General features: G+C 72.3%; 18 protein-coding genes, 1 tRNA gene and 2 pseudogenes. 12 read left to right on the top strand and 9 right to left on the bottom strand.

What is annotated here, in order from left to right; translation table 11 throughout:
• Window positions 1-128: 128 nt before the first annotated feature.
• Both ACZ6BB_RS06705 and ACZ6BB_RS06700 read right to left on the bottom strand, forming a co-directional pair.
• Complete coding sequence (locus ACZ6BB_RS06705; RefSeq protein ID WP_005486682.1) at window positions 129-473, bottom strand: GroES family chaperonin; 345 nt, start codon at window positions 471-473, stop codon at window positions 129-131.
• 65 nt (window positions 474-538) lie between these two features.
• Window positions 539-868, bottom strand: coding sequence for a DUF3618 domain-containing protein (locus tag ACZ6BB_RS06700; protein ID WP_471614234.1), 330 nt, complete (start codon window positions 866-868; stop codon window positions 539-541).
• Between the two features lie 105 nt (window positions 869-973).
• On the opposite strand from ACZ6BB_RS06700, the gene bcp reads away from it, so the two are divergent.
• Together bcp and ACZ6BB_RS06690 are read left to right on the top strand one after the other, a co-directional pair.
• Window positions 974-1,441 (top strand): thioredoxin-dependent thiol peroxidase, encoded by a 468-nt coding sequence (bcp, locus tag ACZ6BB_RS06695; RefSeq protein ID WP_318814923.1) that lies wholly within the window; start codon window positions 974-976, stop codon window positions 1,439-1,441.
• Window positions 1,442-1,572: 131 nt separating this feature from the next.
• A pseudogene (locus tag ACZ6BB_RS06690) lies at window positions 1,573-2,213 on the top strand (HNH endonuclease signature motif containing protein).
• On the opposite strand, the gene ACZ6BB_RS06685 reads toward ACZ6BB_RS06690, so the two are convergent.
• A complete protein-coding gene (locus tag ACZ6BB_RS06685; RefSeq protein WP_471614233.1) occupies window positions 2,201-2,635 on the bottom strand; it encodes a hypothetical protein in 435 nt (144 codons plus the stop codon). The pseudogene ACZ6BB_RS06690 and the gene ACZ6BB_RS06685 overlap by 13 nt on opposite strands.
• Here ACZ6BB_RS06685 and ACZ6BB_RS06680 point away from each other — a divergent pair.
• Window positions 2,528-2,818 (top strand): annotated as a pseudogene (locus ACZ6BB_RS06680) (HNH endonuclease); the annotation flags it as partial. The gene ACZ6BB_RS06685 and the pseudogene ACZ6BB_RS06680 sit on opposite strands and share 108 nt — an antisense overlap.
• Window positions 2,819-2,901: 83 nt before the next feature.
• Window positions 2,902-2,984: transfer RNA gene (locus tag ACZ6BB_RS06675), tRNA-Leu, on the top strand.
• A 43-nt stretch (window positions 2,985-3,027) separates the two neighbouring features.
• On the opposite strand, the gene rdgB is transcribed toward ACZ6BB_RS06675, so the two are convergent.
• The 6 genes from rdgB to ACZ6BB_RS06645 all read right to left on the bottom strand — a co-directional run bounded on the left by rdgB (window position 3,028) and on the right by ACZ6BB_RS06645 (window position 7,683).
• Complete coding sequence (gene rdgB, locus ACZ6BB_RS06670; protein ID WP_471614232.1) at window positions 3,028-3,630, bottom strand: RdgB/HAM1 family non-canonical purine NTP pyrophosphatase; 603 nt, start codon at window positions 3,628-3,630, stop codon at window positions 3,028-3,030.
• A 34-nt stretch (window positions 3,631-3,664) separates the two neighbouring features.
• The gene (locus ACZ6BB_RS06665; protein WP_471614231.1) at window positions 3,665-4,063 is read right to left on the bottom strand and encodes a hypothetical protein; all 399 of its coding nucleotides are present in this window, start codon (window positions 4,061-4,063) and stop codon (window positions 3,665-3,667) included.
• A 155-nt stretch (window positions 4,064-4,218) separates the two neighbouring features.
• Window positions 4,219-4,956: a ribonuclease PH gene (gene rph / locus ACZ6BB_RS06660; protein WP_471614230.1), complete on the bottom strand. Its 738-nt coding sequence runs from the start codon at window positions 4,954-4,956 to the stop codon at window positions 4,219-4,221.
• 84 nt (window positions 4,957-5,040) lie between these two features.
• Window positions 5,041-5,274: a PTS sugar transporter subunit IIB gene (locus ACZ6BB_RS06655; RefSeq protein WP_037729483.1), complete on the bottom strand. Its 234-nt coding sequence runs from the start codon at window positions 5,272-5,274 to the stop codon at window positions 5,041-5,043.
• 119 nt (window positions 5,275-5,393) lie between these two features.
• Window positions 5,394-6,668, bottom strand: a complete 1,275-nt coding sequence (locus tag ACZ6BB_RS06650; RefSeq protein ID WP_471614229.1) for an MFS transporter — start codon at window positions 6,666-6,668, stop codon at window positions 5,394-5,396.
• Window positions 6,669-6,843: 175 nt separating this feature from the next.
• Window positions 6,844-7,683, bottom strand: coding sequence for a class I SAM-dependent methyltransferase (locus ACZ6BB_RS06645; protein ID WP_471614228.1), 840 nt, complete (start codon window positions 7,681-7,683; stop codon window positions 6,844-6,846).
• 417 nt (window positions 7,684-8,100) lie between these two features.
• On the opposite strand from ACZ6BB_RS06645, the gene ACZ6BB_RS06640 reads away from it, so the two are divergent.
• The 8 genes from ACZ6BB_RS06640 (at window position 8,101) to ACZ6BB_RS06605 (ending at window position 18,452) form a co-directional block, all read left to right on the top strand.
• Window positions 8,101-10,038: a RiPP maturation radical SAM C-methyltransferase gene (locus ACZ6BB_RS06640; protein WP_471614227.1), complete on the top strand. Its 1,938-nt coding sequence runs from the start codon at window positions 8,101-8,103 to the stop codon at window positions 10,036-10,038.
• Between the two features lie 133 nt (window positions 10,039-10,171).
• A complete protein-coding gene (botA, locus tag ACZ6BB_RS06635; RefSeq protein ID WP_005486703.1) occupies window positions 10,172-10,306 on the top strand; it encodes a bottromycin family RiPP peptide in 135 nt (44 codons plus the stop codon).
• Between the two features lie 63 nt (window positions 10,307-10,369).
• A complete protein-coding gene (locus tag ACZ6BB_RS06630; protein WP_471614226.1) occupies window positions 10,370-11,665 on the top strand; it encodes a hypothetical protein in 1,296 nt (431 codons plus the stop codon).
• Window positions 11,616-12,950: a YcaO-like family protein gene (locus ACZ6BB_RS06625; RefSeq protein WP_471614706.1), complete on the top strand. Its 1,335-nt coding sequence runs from the start codon at window positions 11,616-11,618 to the stop codon at window positions 12,948-12,950. The genes ACZ6BB_RS06630 and ACZ6BB_RS06625 overlap by 50 nt, the downstream gene beginning before the upstream one ends.
• Window positions 12,947-14,962, top strand: a complete 2,016-nt coding sequence (locus ACZ6BB_RS06620) for a RiPP maturation radical SAM C-methyltransferase (RefSeq protein WP_471614225.1) — start codon at window positions 12,947-12,949, stop codon at window positions 14,960-14,962. Before ACZ6BB_RS06625 ends, ACZ6BB_RS06620 begins: the two co-directional genes overlap by 4 nt.
• Entirely contained in the window at window positions 14,949-15,818 is an 870-nt protein-coding gene (locus ACZ6BB_RS06615; RefSeq protein ID WP_471614224.1) for an alpha/beta fold hydrolase, read from the top strand. The genes ACZ6BB_RS06620 and ACZ6BB_RS06615 overlap by 14 nt, the downstream gene beginning before the upstream one ends.
• Entirely contained in the window at window positions 15,815-17,236 is a 1,422-nt protein-coding gene (locus ACZ6BB_RS06610; RefSeq protein ID WP_471614223.1) for an amidohydrolase family protein, read from the top strand. Before ACZ6BB_RS06615 ends, ACZ6BB_RS06610 begins: the two co-directional genes overlap by 4 nt.
• A gap of 79 nt (window positions 17,237-17,315) precedes the next feature.
• The gene (locus tag ACZ6BB_RS06605) at window positions 17,316-18,452 is read left to right on the top strand and encodes a cytochrome P450 (protein ID WP_471614705.1); all 1,137 of its coding nucleotides are present in this window, start codon (window positions 17,316-17,318) and stop codon (window positions 18,450-18,452) included.
• Window positions 18,453-18,459 lie beyond the last annotated feature (7 nt).

The raw sequence follows: 18,459 nt of genomic DNA, 5'->3' as shown, positions 1-18,459 counted from the left end.
TGGGGTTTTCTTTTCTTTTCGACTCCCCTGACCTCCCTTTCTTTCTGTTCCCCCAAAAGACAAAAAAAACGGGTGGGGGGGCTTGGAACCCATCCCCCCCTCCCCCCCACACCTGTGAAGGCAATGATTCAGAGGTACAGGCCCGTGGAGTCCTCCGACCCCTCGAACCGGTCCGCGGCCACGGCGTGCAGGTCGCGCTCGCGCATCAGGACGTAGGCGACGCCCCTGACCTCGACCTCGGCGCGGTCCTCGGGGTCGTAGAGGACACGATCACCGGGCTCGACGGTCCGGACGTTCTGGCCGACCGCCACGACCTCGGCCCAGGCGAGGCGCCGGCCGACGGCCGCCGTCGCGGGGATCAGGATGCCGCCACCGGAACGCCGCTCGCCCTCGGCGGTGTCCTGCCGCACGAGCACACGGTCGTGCAGCATCCGGATGGGCAGCTTGTCGTCGTGCTGGGTCTTCTCGCTCACGCCCCGAACCTACCTGCTTCGTCCCTGTCCTCGTCCCCGTGTCCTGGTCCGCGTGGCGGTCCGCGTCAGGCCCTGCGGCGCCGGGTGCCGAGGGCGAGGAGACCGACGACGCCGACGACCACGAGGGCGACGGGCACGATGCGATCGACCCGGGGCGCCCCGTCCTCGTCGACGAACTGGCCCCTGACGTCGCCGACCACACGGTTGACCGAGACGTACGCCTTGCCGAGGGTGTGGTCGATGTTCGAGACGACCTTGGCCTTGGCGTCGCCCACGATCGTTCTGGGGTGCACACGGACGCCGATCTCGTCGAGCGTCTCGGCGAGGTTGTCGCGGCGGCGCTTGATGTCCGCCTCGATCTCGGCCGGGGTTCTGGTGTCCGAGGTCTCCGCCACCGCGCGGCCTCCCGTTGTCGGTTGTCGGTGAAATCTCTTCGTCGCGGACAGTCTGTCAGCTCCACCCGGCACCGCACCGTCAGGGCCCGCCATTACGCTGGACCGATGAGCGAGCGACTCCAGCCCGGCGACGTGGCCCCCGCCTTCACCCTCCCGGACGCCGACGGCAACGAGGTGTCCCTGTCCGACCACAAGGGCCGCAAGGTCATCGTCTACTTCTACCCGGCCGCCCTGACCCCCGGCTGCACCAAGCAGGCCTGCGACTTCACCGACAACCTGGAGCTCCTCGCGGACGCCGGGTACGACGTCATCGGCATCTCCCCCGACAAGCCCGAGAAACTCGCCAAGTTCCGCGAGAAGGAGTCCCTGAAGGTCACCCTTCTCGGCGACCCCGACAAGACGGTCCTCGACGCCTACGCGGCCTTCGGCGAGAAGAAGAACTACGGCAAGACCTACATGGGCGTCATCCGCTCCACGATCATCGTCGACGAGGAGGGCAAGGTCTCCCACGCCCTCTACAACGTCCGCGCGACGGGCCACGTGGCGAAGATCATCAAGGACCTGGGCATCTGAGCCACCCCCCTTCGCCGCCCGAGAACGGCTCGTACCGGAGCGCCCCGGTAGGAGCCGTTCCGCATATCGGGCGTGACGGTCGGATCACTCCGTACGAGCCACGAACGCGTGGCCGGAGCGCAGGGGATTCGATCGTGGCCAGTGCGTACCCGAAGGAGCGACTGGAGGAGGCGGCTCAAAGTTCGCAGACGCTATCGGAAGCCTTGAGGAGACTGGGGGTGGATCCGAAGAGTTCCACGCGGCGTTACCTCTTCCAGCGGATGAAGAATCTGGGTGTGGACGTCTCGCACTTCGAGCAGGAGGGCGTCAGGTGGACGCGGGGGATCCTTCAGGAGGCTGTCACGGCGTCGACGAGCATGTGCGAAGTCCTGCGGCGCCGCGGGCTTGAGGTCGTCGGCGGGCACCACACGCACATCAGCCGCCGGATCAAGGCGTACGACATCGACACCTCGCACTTCCAGGTGCGGACCCAGCAGGGCAAGGCATGGCGTCCCCGAACACCAGAGGGCCTGCTCGTCGAGCAGCGGAGCGGCCAGGCCCGACGCATCCCGAGCGATCGGCTCAGGTGGGCGATGACGGCCACAGGCGTACCAGAGCGATGCGCCATGTGCGGCACGGACCCGGTGTGGCGAGGGCGCCCGCTCCCCTTGGAGGTGGACCACATCGACGGCAACTGGCGCGACAACCGCATCGAGAATCTGCGCTGCCTGTGCCCCAACTGCCACTCGACGACGGCCGGTACCGGGGGCGCGGCAAGCCTCACACCTCATGAGCAGCGGTGCGCAATACACCCGGGATCGGATGATGGAAGCAGCAGCACAGTGCTCCGCGAACGAGGAAGTCATCGCCTTCTTCGGCACCCGGCCCTACGGCCGACTGCGCCGCCATCTCTTCCGGCGATTCGACCACTTCGGGATCGATGTGTCGCACATTCCCCATCGGAAGCGAACGCGCCCAGCGCCCGCCAGACCGACCGCCGACGAACTGCGCCGAGCGGTCGAGGGAGCGGCTTCCATCGCGGATGCGCTCCGCGCTCTGGGGAGAGAGCCTTACAGCACTACGTCGCGGGCCCAGTTCCGCTTCTGGGTGGCCGAGGAGGATGTCGACACCTCCCACTTCCTGGGGCAGGCGCATCAACGGGGTGGGCCGGGCACCGCACCTCGCAGGCGTGCCGAAGACATCCTGGTCCAGCATGACGGCACCCGTCGGACGAGGACGCACCTGCTACGCAGGGCCCTGCCGGAAGTAGGCGAACCCGAGAAGTGCGCCGAGTGCGGAAGCGGACCCGAATGGCTCGGGAAGCCCATGACCCTGGAGGTCGATCACATCAACGGGAACTGGAGCGACGACCGGCGCGAGAACCTGCGGTTGCTGTGCCCAAACTGCCACGCGATCACGAGCACATGGTGCCGAGGTGGGCGTCGGCCGCGGGCCTGGCCCGCTACCATGGCTGACATCCTGCGGCCGTTGCTGAATGGTATAAGCAGAGGTTTTAGGTGCCTCGGGGCATTTGCCCATGTGGGTTCGACTCCCATCGGCCGCACACACCGAGGGGCCGCCTGGCCAGGCGGCCCCTCTCCCATGCCTCAGCCCAGCAGCTCCCGCAGCACCGGCACCAGACCCCGGAACGCCTTGCCCCGGTGGCTGATCGCGTTCTTCTCCTCCGCCGTCAGTTCGGCGCAGGTTCGGGTGTCGCCGTCCGGCTGGAGGACGGGGTCGTAGCCGAAGCCGTTCGTGCCCACCGGTGAGTGCCGCAGTGCGCCCCTGAGCTGTCCCTCGACCACCCGCTCCGTGCCGTCCGGCAGAGCCAGGGCCGCCGCGCAGGTGAAGTGGGCGCCCCGGTGCTCGTCGGCGATGTCGCCGAGCTGGGCGAGCAGGAGGTCGAGGTTGGCCTTGTCGTCGCCGTGGCGGCCGGCCCAGCGGGCGGAGAAGATGCCGGGGGCGCCGCCCAGGACGTCGACGCAGAGGCCGGAGTCGTCGGCGATGGCGGGGAAGCCGGTGGCGCGGGCCAGGGCGTGGGCCTTCAGCAGGGCGTTCTCGGCGAAGGTGACGCCGGTTTCCCTGACGTCGGGGATGTCGGGGTAGGCGTCCGCGCCGACGAGGTCGTGGGCGAGGCCCGCGTCGGCGAGGATGGCCTTCAGCTCGGTGAGCTTGCCGGCGTTGCGGGTGGCGAGGATCAGGCGGGTCATGCCCACCAGTATCGCCACCCGCTCGCGGGGGCCGTTACGAGGTGCAGACCTTCGTCAGCTCACCCGCCGCGTCCGTGATGCCGCTGATGTCGGGGGTCGCGTCGCCGTTCTCCACGGCGGTACGTGTGTCGGTGACGGCCTTCTGGAGGGAGTCGACAGCCTTGTTGACGTCGGTGTTGTCGGTCTTGTCGCCGATCTCGTCCAGGTTCTTGTCGATGGAGGCGAGGGACTCCTCCAGCTGCGTGGGGTCGTCCGCCGCGTTCTGCACGGCCTGCTGGAGGTCGTTCACGCTCTGGGCGATGGCGTCGGCGGTCTGGACGCAGTCCAGGGCCTTGTTCACGGCGTCGCAGCCGGTGGTGAGCCCGGCTGTCAGGGCGACGGCGGCTAGGGCTCCGGCGATGGTGGTCGTGCGACGTCGGCGACTCGCGGCCATGGAAAGGTCCTCCTCCTGGTGGCAGGCCTGACGGCCCCGGGTACGGCTGGCGCCGTGTGGCCGGGCGCACGGTGGTGTGCCGTGCGCCCGTATGGACAAGGACGCGGGCGGGGCCGCCGTGGTTGCCGGCGGCGGCCGCGCTCTTGGGGCGCCCTTTACCTTTCGAGGACCGTATCAAGCGCCTTGCGCTGCAGGGCGGCCAGCTCCGTGCAGCCCGAAACGGCCAGGTCGAGCAGGGAGTTGAGTTCCTCGCGGGCGAACGGCTCGGCTTCGGCGGTGCCCTGGACCTCGACGAAGCGGCCGTCGCCGGTGCAGACGACGTTCATGTCGGTGTCGGCCTTGACGTCCTCCTCGTAGCGGAGGTCGAGGAGGGGGACGCCGCCGACGATCCCGACGGAGACCGCGGCGACGGTGCCGGTGAGGGGCTGACGGCCGGCCCTGATCAGCTTTTTGCCCTGGGCCCAGGTCACGGCGTCGGCCAGTGCGACGTACGCGCCGGTGATGGCGGCCGTGCGGGTGCCGCCGTCGGCCTGGAGGACGTCGCAGTCCAGGACGATCGTGTTCTCGCCGAGCGCCTTGTAGTCGATGACGGCGCGCAGGGAGCGGCCGATGAGGCGGGAGATCTCGTGGGTGCGGCCGCCGATCCTGCCGCGTACGGACTCGCGGTCGCCGCGGGTGTTGGTGGCGCGGGGCAGCATGGAGTACTCGGCGGTGACCCAGCCCTCGCCGCTGCCCTTGCGCCAGCGGGGGACGCCTTCGGTGACGGAGGCGGTGCAGAAGACCTTCGTGTCGCCGAAGGAGACGAGGACGGAGCCCTCGGCGTGCTTGCTCCACCCGCGTTCGATGGTGACCGGGCGGAGCTGTTCGGGGGTGCGGCCGTCGATTCGAGACATGGCGCTGAGCCTATCGGCACATACGGAGGGGGCCCCTCCCCCGGCGGTCCGGGAGAAGGGGCCCCTGTCGTGAGCGCGCGTGGCTCACATCATGTCCTCGATCTCCGCGGCGATGGGGTCGGCGTCCGTGCCGATGACGACCTGGATCGCGGTGCCCATCTTGACGACGCCGTGGGCGCCGGCGGCCTTGAGGGCGGCGTCGTCCACGAGGGAGGGGTCGCGGACCTCGGTGCGCAGGCGCGTGATGCAGCCCTCGACCTCTTCGATGTTGTCGAGGCCGCCGAGTCCGGCGACGATCTTCTCAGCCTTACTGGCCATGGCCACTCTCCCTGTCTTCCCCGGCGGAACGGGGTGCGGAACCGTACGCGGACAGTCTGCGGGACTGTTCGCAGATGGTCTACACCACTGGGGATCCGGTCGCCAAACGCACCCGCGGCTCAGCCCGGTTTCGACCGGGCGGCCTCGGATCCCTGGCCGGGCACGGTGGATCCGGTGCCGGGGGTCCCGGGGGCGGCCCGGTCCGTGTCCAGGTTCCGTAGGGCGGGCAGGGTCAGGATCGCGAGGGTGACCAGGCACCACGCGGCGGCGAGGAGCGCGCCGGTCTGCCGCAGGCCGATCCCGTCCACGGCGAGCCCCGCGGCGAGGGTGCCGAGGGGGACGGCGGTCATGGACACGGCGTTCTGGAGGCCGAGGACGCGGCCGCGCACCTCCTCCGGGATCCGTTCGGTGACGAGGACCAGGAAGAGGGCGGGCAGGGGGCCCGCGCCGGCCCCGGCCAGGACGGCGGCCGCCCACATGACGGGCACCGGGGGCAGGAGCGCGAGTCCGGCGACGCCGATCGTGGAGGTGAGCTGGGCGACGGCGAAGACGGTGCGGCGCGACCAGCGGGTGCCGAGGGCGGCGTAGAGGCCGGCGCCCGCGATGCCGCCGACGGCGAGGAGGGAGACGAGGACGCCGAAGCCGCCGGGTGAGTCCTCTCCCACGAGGTGGACGGGGAGCACCAGGTTCTGCAGGGGGGCGAGGACGGCGACGCTGCCGGCCGAGACCAGGGTGACGGCGGTGAGGACGCGGTCGGCGCGCAGGACGCCGAGTCCGCGGCCGAGGCCGGCGCGCAGGCCGGTGTCCTCGTCCTGGGTGGGGCCTGCGCTCCGGGCGCCGATGGTCTTGGGCAGGGCGAGGGTGACGAGGGCGGCGAGGGCCGAGCAGCCGGCGGTGAGCCAGAGGACGGTCGCCGGGTCGACGAGCATGATCAGTCCGCCGGCGGCGGCCGGGGCGAGGATCACGACGCCGCCGGCGATGCTCTCGCGGAGTCCGGCTAGGCGTTCCATGCCGATGCCGGTGGCTTCGGCGATGTCCGGTGCGAGGGCCTCCCGGGCGGTCATGCCGGGTACGTCGAAGACGGCGCCGGCGACTCCGAGGACGACGAACCAGACGACGGTGAGCCCGAGCAGGCCGTCGACGACGGGGAGCGCGGCGACGCAGGCCGCGGAGGCGAGGTCGGCGCCGATGGAGAGGCGGCGGCGGCCTGCCCGGTCGATGAGCACGCCTCCGGCGACGGCCGACAGCAGCATCGGCAGGGCGCTCGCGGCGGCGACGAGACCGACCGCGGCGGCGTCCCCGGTGCGCAGCAGCACCAGCCAGGGCAGGGCGATGGAGGCCACGGTGTTGCCCAGCAGGGACAGGCCGTGGGAGATCAGGTAGAGCGGCAGCATCGGGGCATTCTGGTCGGGGGGCCTGCGGCCCGTCGGATGGTGGCCCGGCGTCGGGGCCGGACGGCCGGGGGTGTCCCGGCGGTGTGACGTCAGGTGGTGCGGGCCCGGGCGGGGGCTCGCGGGGAACCCGCGGGGAACCCCGCGAAGGCCCTGGCGCTTCGGTGGCCCTGGTGTGTCAGTCCCGCGGGCCGAACGCGAAGCGGGAGATGTGGCCGATGCCGCGCAGCACGGGGAGGCGGGACAGGATCAGGGTGTCGACCCGCATCCGTAGCCGCAGCGCGCGCGGCAGGTGGCGCACGTCGACGCCGGCCGCGGTGGCGTACGCGCTGTCGGTCTCGATCAGCCGCAACCCGGGTACGGCGCGCTCCAGTTCGCGCGGGTCGTCCACGCCCCAGGCCAGCCGGGCGCCCGTCTTCCGGAAGAGGGTCAGGGAGCGGGTGGAGCGGACGGCGAACCGGGAGTAGGTGTCGAACAGTATTTCGCCGCGCGGGAAGCGGGCGACGAGGGTGCGCAGCATGCGGGGGCCCTCGTCGGCGGAGAGGTACATGCTGAGGCCCTCCGCGACCACGAGGACGGGCCGGTCCGTGGGGACCTGGGCCGGCCAGTCGGGTTCGGTGACGGAGGCGGCGAGGGTCTCGTGGCCGGGGCGGGCGGGGTAGAGCTGTTTGCGCAGTTCGATGACGTCGGGCTGGTCCAGGTCGAACCAGCGCACGCCCGGTCCGGGGGCGAGGCGCTCGTACCGGCTGTCCAGGCCGCAGCCGAGGTGGACCACGGTGCACTCGGGATGTGCGTCGAGAAATACTCGGACCCGCACGTCGAAATACCGGGCCCGCAGGGCGACGCCCACGGCGGATGCCTCCCCCATGCCGAGGCGGTCGAAGTCGTAGTCGATTCGGTCGACGAGTTCGGCCGCGATGTGGTCACCGAGCAGGGGATGTACGGACCGGGCGTCGAGCGCGCGGGCACAGAGCGGCGCGAGCAGCGTCTCCGCCGCGCCGGTCAGGGAAATCTTCAAGCGACCTCTCGCCTCTCTGCGCACAGAATCACGGTCGGCGGAAAACACTCTTCGACGGCACATGGGTGAGCGCATGGTAAAGCCCTCGGAAGCGTCTTATCTGCTCGACAGGACGGCCCGCTCCGGCTTCTTTTCCCACATGGAGCACATCATGGAACGAGAAGCACCATACACCGTACAGTGCAATCCCCCGAGCTGTCCACCACGCCTCCCACCTGCATCTATGCGGACCGCCTGGGGTGGCGCCCCCGGATCGAGGAGTTGATCACGAACAGGCCCGCACGCATCACCCCGGAAGTAGATGCCGGGCGAATGTTTTCGGTCAACCTATACCGATGCTTGGTGAACCGTTGACTCGCGTAATCCCCACTCCTACGGTGATTCGAGTTGCCGCAATCGGCTCCGGGGGTTGCTTTCGTGCCTACCGCCTCACACACCGCCAAAAACGTTTCCCTTGTTTCCATGCCTTGGAACAGTGTCATCCGTCCTTCGATTCAGGTCGGTATTCTGCGCTCGCTCGCCGAGAACGAGGGCTGGCAGGTGGACGCCCGATATTCCTATCTGGATTTCTATGGGCTGGCCCAGAGAATGCTCGGGTTCTCCGAGGAGAAGTGGGCGGAGGCTTATGAACTGGTCTCCGAAAAGCTCTATCACCTCTCGGTGGGCGACTGGATCTTCTCGTGCCGCCGGGGCGACGCCGACCGGCGGGAGGACTACTTCGCCCAGCTGCGGGCGCGGCGGGTCGACGACACGTCGATCGAGCTGGTCGACGCGCTGCGCGCGGTGGCGGACCGCCATGTGGAGCGGACGGCCGCGGAGTTGCTGGAGTCCGCCCCCGATGTCATCGGCTTCACCTCGATGTTCAGCCAGAACGGCCCCTCGCTGGCGGTGGCCGAGCGGTTGCGGGAGCTGGGCTACGGCGGAGTGATCGTGCTGGGCGGCAGCAACTGCGAGGGCTCCATGGGCCGCGCCCTGCTCGCCAACTACCCCGCCGTCGACGCGATCGTGGACGGCCCCGGCGAGGACGCCTTCGTCACCCTCCTCCACCAGGTCGAGACCGGCGGCCCACCGCGCTCCCACGGCCGGCTGATCACCCGCCTGCCCGCCGCCCCCGACAGCGCACCGGCGGCGCCGCTCAGCGCCGGCGCCGCCCTGGACGTCCCCACCCCCGACTACGACGGCTTCTTCGAGCAGTTGCGCGCCGCCGGACTGCACACCCTCGAACCCGAGATCACCCTGCCCGTGGAGTTCTCCCGCGGCTGCTGGTGGGGCGCGAAGACCCACTGCACCTTCTGCGGGCTCAACGGCGCGACGATGGCGTACCGCAGCAAGAACCCGGACGGGGTCGCCGACGAACTGCGTCATCTCATGGACCGCTACGGCGTCCTCGACTTCTTCGCCGTCGACAACATCCTCGACCTCAAGTACCTCGACACCGCCCTGCCGCTGGTGGAGAAGCTCAACACCGACCACTCGCTGTTCTTCGAGGTCAAGGCCAACATGGAATGGGCCGACATCCGGGCCGTGCGCCGCGCCGGCGTCCGTTCCGTGCAGCCGGGGATCGAGAGCCTGAGCACGGAGGGGCTGCGCCATCTCAGGAAGGGCGCCACGGCGTACCAGAACATCCGGTTCCTGCTGGGCTGCGCCGAGTACGGCGTACGGGCCGACTGGAACATCCTCACCGGCTACCCCCACGAGACACCGGACTCCCTGACGGCGCAGCTCGACGTCGTCGCGTCGCTGACCCATCTGACGCCGCCGCACATCACGCTGATCCGCTTCGACCGGTTCAGTCCGTACGTCGAGGCGCCCGAGAGCTACGGCCTCACCCTGACCAGCCCGCTGCCGGGCTACCGGTACGCCTATCCCGGTCTCTCGCAGGAGGACCTCTGGGACATCGCGTACCACTTCGAGGGCGACTTCACCGACGACCCCGCCAACGGTCCGGTGCGTCGCCGGCTCGCCGCACGCGTCCGGCTGTGGCGCGCCCATCACGAGTCCGCGCGCTTCTGCTACCGGCTCGGCTTCGACTCGCTCACCCTCACCGACGAACGACCCGGACTGCCGCCGCACACCACCACCCTGCGGGGCGAGGAGGCGCGGCTGTTCCGCGCCGTCGTCGGCGGTACCCGGTTCCGCGACCTCCAAGGGCAGGAGTGGCAGGGGGAACGCTGGGACCAGGCCCTGGACACGCTGCACGCCTGGCACAGGAAGCGGTGGGTCTACATCGAAGGCACGAAGGTCATCGCACTGGCGGTACGCGAGCAGCCCTCGGCCTATCGGACCCCACCGCCCAAGGGCACTCCCCGGCGGGCTCGTCCCCCCGTACCTCTCACGCTCACCGCTCGACCGTAAGGAGGCTGCCCTCACGCGGATCCGGGCCACCGCGTCCCCATCGAGGCAAGAGCGCTGGAACCGAAGGAAGCGCACAGCACCTTCGCACAGCGACCCGGAAGACGGACGAGAACACGGACGAAAGGACCACACCATGGGACCCGTAGTCGTATTCGACTGCATGACCGCGGACTTCCTCAACGACGACCCCAACAACGCGGAGCTGAGCGCGCTGGAGATGGAGGAGCTGGAGTCCTGGGGCGCCTGGGACGGCGAAGCCACCTCATGAGCGTCGGCCGGTGAGTAGCCGGCCGGTGTGAAGTCGGCGCGACGGACTACCGGGAGAGGGAGCATGCTCGAAGCGACGGCGACGGAGTGCGAGCTGCGCGAGGTCGTCCACCGTTCGTATCCCTCGGAGGGAACGGTGACGGTGCGGTGCACCGTGCGCCCCGCCGAGGGCGACGCCCGGGCCGACGGTTACGGCACCGCCACGACCGAGGCCGTGGCACGGGCGAAAGCCCTGTCGGAAGCCGTGGAGCGGCTGGTGGCGTGCACCCCCTTCACCACGGTCGCCCGTCCGCCGACGGCCTTCGCGGACCCCGGAACGGGCTTCGGCCCGGTCCCGCCGTTCCCGGCGGCCGGGGTACGCACCGCGCCGGACGGCTGCGCGGGCCGGGTGTACCGGCCGCTGACCGGCGGCGGACCGCGCCGGGTGCCGCTGTACTGGTCCTCGCCCTGGACGGCCGGCGAGGAGTTGCGGGCGGGCACGCTGACGGCCGCGGAGGCGCGGCTGTCGAGCACGGTGGGCTGGGCCGTCGCCCCGACACCGGAGGCGGCGCTGCGCGGCGCGCTGCTGGAACTGACCGAACTGATCGGCTACGGCGTCTTTCTGCACCGTCGGCTGGCGGGGCCCGCGCGACGGCCGTCGTCGGGTGACCGGACGCTGGTCGTGCCGCTGGGCGGCGTCGGCCGTACGCCGGCCGTGCTCGCCGTGGCGTACGGCCGCGGGCGGCTGATGCCGGCCACCGGGCTGGGCTGCGGGGCGACCCGGGGCGAGGCGACCGACCGGGCGCTGCTGGAGCTGGCGCAGGCCGAGACGATGTGGCGGTCGAACCCCACCGCGGAGCCGGCCGAGCGCTTCTTCCTGCGCCGCTTCGAGCGGTGGCCGCTGCTCGCGCGGTGCGCGACCTTGGACTTCGACCTGACGGACTCGAACGGCCCGCACGACCTGAACGGCCCGCCCGCCCCGAACGACGCGCCCGTTCGGAGGGACCCGGCCGGCCGCCCGGCGCCCTACGACGACGAGCCGCGTCCGGCGTCACCCCTGGAGGAGCTGGAGGCCGGCGGCATCAGTGTGTGGGCCGACTCCGGTGCCGTCGACATCTCAGGCCCGGACATCCCCAGGACCCGTCTCTGCTTCGCCCATGTGGTGTCGGATCCGCAGCCCCTCCTGGGCCTTGTCCGCGCAGGCATCCCCGTGTTCGACACGGGAGAAGTGAGGAGGACCCTTGACCCGTCCCGCCGATCCGCAGACCCGGCCGACCCCGCGGACCGAGCCGCTCCCGCGGACGCCCGCCGAGACCGCCGAGACCGATCCGCTGACCGCGGTCCTGCTCGACGGGGCCGCGAAGGAAGACGTTCCGCCTGAGCGCGAGACGGACCTCCGGCAGGCCCTGGCCTCCGTCGGGGACTGGCTGGCCGCCGAAGGGCTGACGGCCGACATCCGCAAGTACGGCATCGAGTCCGCGCCCACCTACGAGGTACGGCTGTCGGACGCGGCGGGCGCGCTCTGTTCCCGCAGTTCCGGCAAGGGGCTCGGGCACCGGAGCATGGCGAGCGCGCTGTTCGAGAGCGCCGAGCACTACCACCTGGACTGGCGCCGGGATCCCCGCGCGTCGGAGGCGGAGTTCCGGCCGGGGCGGGAGATCGCGGGCCAGGCCACCGCCCGGCGGTCCGCGCTGCTGCGCCGGCTCGGCGGCATCATGCCCGACGCGCCCGTGCTGACCCGGACCTACCGCCCGGTGGAGGAGGCCCTGACCGGGCGTGGGGACGACGGCGACGGCCCGGCCGGGCAGCCGCACCGGCACCCCGTGTTCCTGCGGGACGGGGGGTACCGCAACTGGCCCCATCCGGACGACGACCGGTCGTTCCAGCCGCTGTGGCACTACACCTCCAGCGCCGGTTACGCGGCGGGCGCCACCCGGCACGAGGCGCTGGTGCACGCCGTCAACGAGGTGATCGAGCGGGACGCCTGGTCGTACCAGCTGGCCCGGTCGTACTTCGGCCTGCCCGGCGAGGGCCCCGAGCTGCGGGTGGTCGACCACGGCACGCTGCCCGCCGAACTGCGGGAGCTGACCCGTACGGTCGAGGAGGTCCGCGGCTCCCCGGTCCTGATCGTCGACATCACCTGCGACACCGGCGTACCGGCCTATGTGGTGTGCGACGCGCTGAGCAGGGAGGACGTCCGGCTGATCGGCAGCGGGGCCTCACCGGTGCGGACGTACGCGCTGCAGCGGGCGCTGCTCGAGTACCTCCAGGTGCGCACGATGTTCGAGAACGGGCCGGTGGACGCGGACACGGAGGCCGGGCAGATCGGTTCGGCGCTGGCCCGCTATCCCCGTCATCTGGCCGCGGCCCGGTTCGACATCCACCGGCTGCCGCACGAGAGCCGGGCGTTCGAGGCGGACGACGGGCTGCCCGCGGCCACCGGGCCCGAGCGGCTGCTGCGGCATCTGGTGGACCGGCTGCGGGAGTCGGGCGTCGAGGCGCACCACCGCGTGCTGACTCCGCCGGGGCCGGTCACGGTCGTCGATGTCGTCGTGCCGGGGCTGGAGATGTTCGACAAGGCGCGGGCGGGCTATCCGGTGCTGCCGACCGGGCGTCTGGGCGAGCGGCTGCGACCGCGCGGGGACGGCGGAGGTGCGCGCCGGTGAAGCTCGCGCTCGTGGCACCGCCCTGGAACAGCCTGTACCGCCCGTCCATCCAGATCGCCACCCTCGCGGCGCTGGAGGGTACGGGGGACGGTGACCCGATCACACCGGTGTACGCGTATCTCGACTGGTTCGAGTACGCCGTCGACGCGCTGGAGTGCGATCCGGCGGAGTTCGTCACCGTCTACGACACGATCGGCGAGGAGCTGTACGGGCTCGGCGTCGGGGACTGGATCTTCGGCGGGGTGCTGGACGGCCATGGCCCCGGGGAGGAGGAGGACGCCCGCGGCAGCTACGCCGCCTTCCTGTCCGGGCACGGGGTGGCCGAGGAACTGGTGGGCCGGGTGCTGGCGCTGCGCTCGGTGGCGCCCGGGTTCGTCTCGGAGCTGGCCGGGCGGCTCGTCGCGACCGGCGCGGAGTGCTTCGGGTTCACCACGTCCTTCAGTCAGTTGGTGCCGGCGCTGGCCGTGGCGCGGGCCGTCAAGGACCACGTGCCGGGCCGGCTGGTGCTGCTCGGCGGGGCGAACTGCGACCGGCCCATGGGGCAGGCCGTGATGCGGGCGTATCCGTTCGTCGACGCGGTCGTGCAGGGCGAGGGCGAGGCGGCGGTGGCCGCGGTCCGGGCCGCGCGCGGCACCGCCGACCTCGCGGCGGCCCCGGGGCTCGTCCTGCGGCACGAGGGCGAGCTGCGGGTGTCGCTGCCGGCCGTGCAGCCGGCCGAGTCGGCGCCGGTGCCCCGGTACGCGGAGTACTTCGAGCGGCTGCGGACGCTGCCGCACCGTGCGCTGATCGCCCCGCACGTGGCCCTGCCGTTCCAGATGTCGCGGGGCTGCTGGTGGGGCGAGAAGCTGCAGTGCACCTTCTGCGGGGAGAACGGCAGCGGCATGGTCTACCGCAGCAAGCCGGGCGGGCAGCTGACCGAGACCCTGCGCCGGCTGACCGAGGAGCACGGTGTGTTCGACACGTACGCGGTCGACACGATCCTCGCCCGGAACGACAACGGTCTCGCCGAACTCGCGGCCGCGGAGGTCGACATCACCACGTTCTTCGAGGTGAAGGCCAATCTGGGGCCGCGTGAGGTGGGCGAGATGCGGGCGGCGGGCGTCACCATGGTGCAGCCGGGCATCGAGAGCCTCAGCAGTGGAGCGCTGAAGCTGCTGCGCAAGGGGGCGACGGCCTTCCACAATCTGCGTTTCCTGGTGCTGTGCCAGGAGCTGGGCATCGACGCCCAGTGGAACCTGCTGTCGGCGATGCCCGACGAGACGGCGGCGATGCTGGAGGAGCAGCTGCGGCTGATCCCGTTCATCACCCATCTCGCGCCGCCGTCGACGGTGAGCAAGGTCCGCGTCGACCGGTACAGCCCGTACTTCGAGAAGCCCGGCGAGTTCGGTATCGCGCTGGACGGGCCGGAGGCGAAGTACCGCTTCGTGCACGCCGGCCGGACGGCCGGTGAACGGGCCGAGCTGGCCTACTCGTTCGACCATGTGGAGCTGGCGGACCCGGACGAGACCTCGGCCGCGGAGATGCTCGCGCTGCGACGCCGGCTCGGGGCCCGGGTGGGCCTGTGGAAGAAGCTGCACGAACAGTCGCGGTTCTCCTTCCGGTTCGGTCCGAACATGACCGTGCTGTACGACGGCCGGCCCCATGTCGGCACCGGGCGGCATGTCCTGCGGGGCGGCGACGACCAGTTGTTCCGCTGTCTGGTGCACGGCGGGCGGCTGCACCAGGCCGTCGGCCAGGTCGCCGCGATGACGGGCCGGCCGGAGGAGTCGGTGCACGCGACGGTGCGGGAGTGGGCGGGGCGCGGCTGGATCCATCTGGAGGGCCGGCGCGGTCTCGTGCTCGCGGTGCGCGACGGCATGCGCGACGAGCTGGGACGGGCGGCCGAGCTGAGGGAGGCGGCCGGCGGACCGGAGCGGGCGGCCGGCGGTTCGCAGCGGGCGCCCGACGGTTCGCAGCGGCCGGCCGAGTCGGAGCCGGCCGGTGGAGCGGGGAGGGTCGGTGCGGGACGCTGACGGCACCCGGCGGGGTGCGACGGAGCCCTTCGAGGTGGTCTCCCGCGACGGTACGCCGATCCGCGGCTTCAGCAGGCCCGGACCGGGCGCGCCCCTCGTCCTGGTCCACGGGGTGGCGATGGACCGGCGGATCTGGGCGGAGTCGGGGTTCCTCGACGCCGTCCCGGACGCCCATGTCCTCGCGCTCGACCTGCGCGGACGCGGGGAGAGCGGGCGCGTGGGCACACCGGAGGGGCACGCCCTCGCCCGCTACGTCGAGGACGTCCGCGCGGTCCTCGACGGCTTCGGCCTCGCCCGGTACAGCGTGTTCGGCACCTTCTTCGGCGGGCGGATCGCCCTTCAGGTGGCCGCCGTGGACCCCCGGGTGGTCCGCGCGTTCTCCTTCTGCGCGCACGCCGAGCAGGTGGAGATCCCCGAGGACGCCGTCGAGGAGGAGGCGGTGGCCGTCGAGGGCCCGGGCGGGCACGCCTATCTGCACGACCACTTCACCGGGCGGGGCGCCCCGCCGTGGATGGTCGCGGCCTGCGCCCGCGTCGACCCCGGCGAACTGGGGGCGGCCACCCGGGGTCTGCTGCACGGCTCGGACCGGCGGACCGAGCGCGGTCACGCGGACCAGGAGCTGGTGCTGATCACCGCCGACGGGGACGCGGACCTGGCCCCCTTCCGCGCCGGGGAGCACCGGCTCGGCGCCCGGCTGTGGCTCGTCGAGGCCCCGACCCGTATCAGGGCGGCCGGACGCCTCGCGGAGACCGGCCGGCGGGTGGCGGACGTACTGGCCGGGACGGGACGCGGCGGCGACGAGCCGGGCGGGCCGGGGCCGGCCGAGGGGCGCACGAGCCGGGCGGGGGTCGTATGACGGCCACCGAGGACACCATGTGGCGGCGCCGCCGGGGGCTGCTGCCCGAGGGCGAGCCACTGGTGCGGGCGCTTGAGGAGCTGGCGGAGCGGGGGCGCGGGCATCGGCTGCGGGCGGTGTGTCTCGTCGACCCCGCCACCGGGCGGCCCGGTCCCCCGCACGACCTGACGGTGACCGACGGCACGGTCTCCGCGTGGACGCCGGCCCCGCCCGCCGCCGACGGGAGCCCGGCCGAGCCGTCCTCGTACGCCGTGCCGGGCTTCGTCGACTCCCACGCGCACGTCTCGTCCGCCGCCGACCTGGCCGGCCTGCTCGTCCACGGTGTCACCGGCTTCCGGCAGCTGTGGGGCGAGCCTGCCCATCTGTACGCCGCCGGTGTGCACCGCGCCCGGCACGCCGTCGTGCCCCGGCCCTGGGTGACCGCCGGGGTGGTCGACGGGCCCCGGTCGCGGATCCCGCAGGGGGTCACCGTGGTGGACGGCGCCCGGTCGGTCCGGCAGGTGGTCGAGGACGCGCTGGCCTTCGGTTTCGACGGCGTCAAGGTGTACGACGACGTCGAGCGGCCGGTGTTCGAGATCCTGGTCCGGGCGGCGGAGCGGGCCGGACTGCCCGTCGTGGGCCACGTCCCCGAGGCGGTGCCCCTGGATCTGGCCCGTCGCACGATGCGCACCTCCGAGCATCTGTACGGCATCGTGCCGAATGTCTTCCGGCTGCCGCCCGAGCGGCGCTGGGACGCGCTGGCGGCGGCGCTGCGCGACCGACCGGCACCCGGCGGGGCCCGCCCCGGCCACTTCGTCTGCCCCACCCTCGTCTGCTGGCGGGCCCGCACCGGTGAACGCCGGTACACCCGCCCTTCCCGCACGGCCCTCCAGGCGGTGGACGAGGGCCGCAGCCGGGGCTGGCAGGCGGCGGCCCGGGACGCCCTGCGGCTGGACCCCGGCGAGGCGCGCCGGCGTGGGGGGCTCGTCGACGAACTGGGCCGGATCGCCCGCGCGCTCGACGAGGCGGGCACCCCGCTGCTGGCCGGCACCGACTGCGGCAACCCGTTCGTCCTCGCCGGCCCCTCCTTCCACAAGGAGCTGGCCGAACTGTCCCGCGCGGGGCTCGGCTTCGGCGCCGTACTGCGGGCGGCGACCACCCACGCGTACGCGGCCATGGGGCGACGGGCGGGACCGGTGCCGGGCGAACCGGCCGACCTGGTCCTCTACCGGCGCCCGCCCGGAGGCGAGGTGACGGCTCTGGCCCGGCCCGACGCGGTGCTGGTCGACGGTGTCCTCCTCGACGGCACCGACCTCGACCGGCTGTGGGCGCTCCGGCTGGCCGCGTCCGGACTGGACGCCTCCGACTGGGCCCGGGGCGCCCTCGACCCGCCGGTCACCACCGGCCGACCGACGAAGGAGACAGCCCATGCAGGCTGACCGGGAAACCGACCGCACCGGGCCCGGGGCGGAACGCCCCGCGGGACCCGGCCCCGCCGGACGGGGGGCGAGCTGTCCCGTGGACTTCGACTTCTTCGCCGCCCCGCAGCAGTACCGTGACGCGGCCGCCGCGCACGCGGGTGAGCACGGCGCCTTCTACAGCGACCGGGGCTTCTGGGTGCTGACGACGTACGACGGGATCGTGGACGCCTTCAAGGACGAGGGCACCTTCACCGTCGGCCGGGTCAGCGCGGCGGAGGGCGCCGAGGAGGAGCGCTGGATCCCGCTGACCGTCGAGGGCCGTGAACACACGGCGTGGCGGCAGCGGCTGGGCGCCTGGTTCACCCCGCAGCGGGTGCGGGAGCTGACGCCGACGGTGCGGGCGGGCGCCCGGCGGCGCATCGAGGAGTTCCTGGACAAGGGCGAGGTGTCCTTCAACGAGGACTTCGCCCGGCCGTACGTCCTGGAGAACCTGATGACGGCGGTGGGCTGGCCGCCGGACGGGTTCGACCTGCTCCTCGCCATCGACCGGGCGATGATCGACTCCCGTTCGGCGCCGGATCCCAGGGTGGCGGCGTACGGCGAACTCGGGCTTCCGGCACTGGAGCGGTTCGCCCGTGAGCATGTCGCCCGGCGGCGCGCGGAGCCGGCCGACGATCTCACCACCGCCAGCTTCGGCTGGGAGATCGACGGCACTGCGGTCACCGACGACGACCGTGCCTCCCTGCTGTGCACGCTGTTCCTGGCCGGCGTCGACTCGACGGTCAACCACCTGGCCAACGCGGTCCAGCACCTCGCTCACCACGAGGAGGACCGGCGGCGGTTCCTGGCCGCGCCCGAGGCCCGGCCGCCGGCGGTGGAGGAGTTCCTGCGCGTCAACTCGTGCATGTACCCGGGCCGGCAGGCCGCGACCGGCGGCGCGGGCGGGGTCGCCGACCGGGGCGACACCGTGCTGCTTCCGCTCGCCCTCGCCAACCACGACCCCGAGGTGTTCCCGGAGCCCGGCCGGATCGACTTCGGCCGCCCGCGCAACCCGCACATCGCCTTCGGCACCGGGCCCCACCAGTGCCTCGGCGCGGCCTTCGCGCGGGCGCAGATCCTGGTGGCCCTGGAGGAGTGGCACGCCCTCGTCCCGGACTACGCCCCGCATCCCGGGCAGCGCACCACCGAGCCCCGTTTCCTGCGCAACTCCTACGACCTGAGGCTCGTCTGGTGAGGGCGCC

This window comes from Streptomyces sp. NPDC041108 (assembly GCF_055592645.1).
The sequence above is the reverse complement of the archived record's forward strand: the minus strand, read 5'-3'. Positions and strand labels throughout refer to the sequence as shown.

Bases quoted from the DNA above. Each gene is read 5' to 3' on its own strand.
- bcp (WP_318814923.1), top strand. From the start codon at position 974: ATGAGCGAGCGACTCCAGCCCGGCGACGTGGCCCCCGCCTTCACCCTC.
- ACZ6BB_RS06685 (WP_471614233.1), bottom strand. From the start codon at position 2,635: ATGCTGGACCAGGATGTCTTCGGCACGCCTGCGAGGTGCGGTGCCCGG.
- rdgB (WP_471614232.1), bottom strand. From the start codon at position 3,630: ATGACCCGCCTGATCCTCGCCACCCGCAACGCCGGCAAGCTCACCGAG.
- ACZ6BB_RS06665 (WP_471614231.1), bottom strand. From the start codon at position 4,063: ATGGCCGCGAGTCGCCGACGTCGCACGACCACCATCGCCGGAGCCCTA.
- rph (WP_471614230.1), bottom strand. From the start codon at position 4,956: ATGTCTCGAATCGACGGCCGCACCCCCGAACAGCTCCGCCCGGTCACC.
- ACZ6BB_RS06655 (WP_037729483.1), bottom strand. From the start codon at position 5,274: ATGGCCAGTAAGGCTGAGAAGATCGTCGCCGGACTCGGCGGCCTCGAC.
- ACZ6BB_RS06650 (WP_471614229.1), bottom strand. From the start codon at position 6,668: ATGCTGCCGCTCTACCTGATCTCCCACGGCCTGTCCCTGCTGGGCAAC.
- botA (WP_005486703.1), top strand. From the start codon at position 10,172: ATGGGACCCGTAGTCGTATTCGACTGCATGACCGCGGACTTCCTCAAC.
- ACZ6BB_RS06630 (WP_471614226.1), top strand. From the start codon at position 10,370: ATGCTCGAAGCGACGGCGACGGAGTGCGAGCTGCGCGAGGTCGTCCAC.
- ACZ6BB_RS06610 (WP_471614223.1), top strand. From the start codon at position 15,815: ATGACGGCCACCGAGGACACCATGTGGCGGCGCCGCCGGGGGCTGCTG.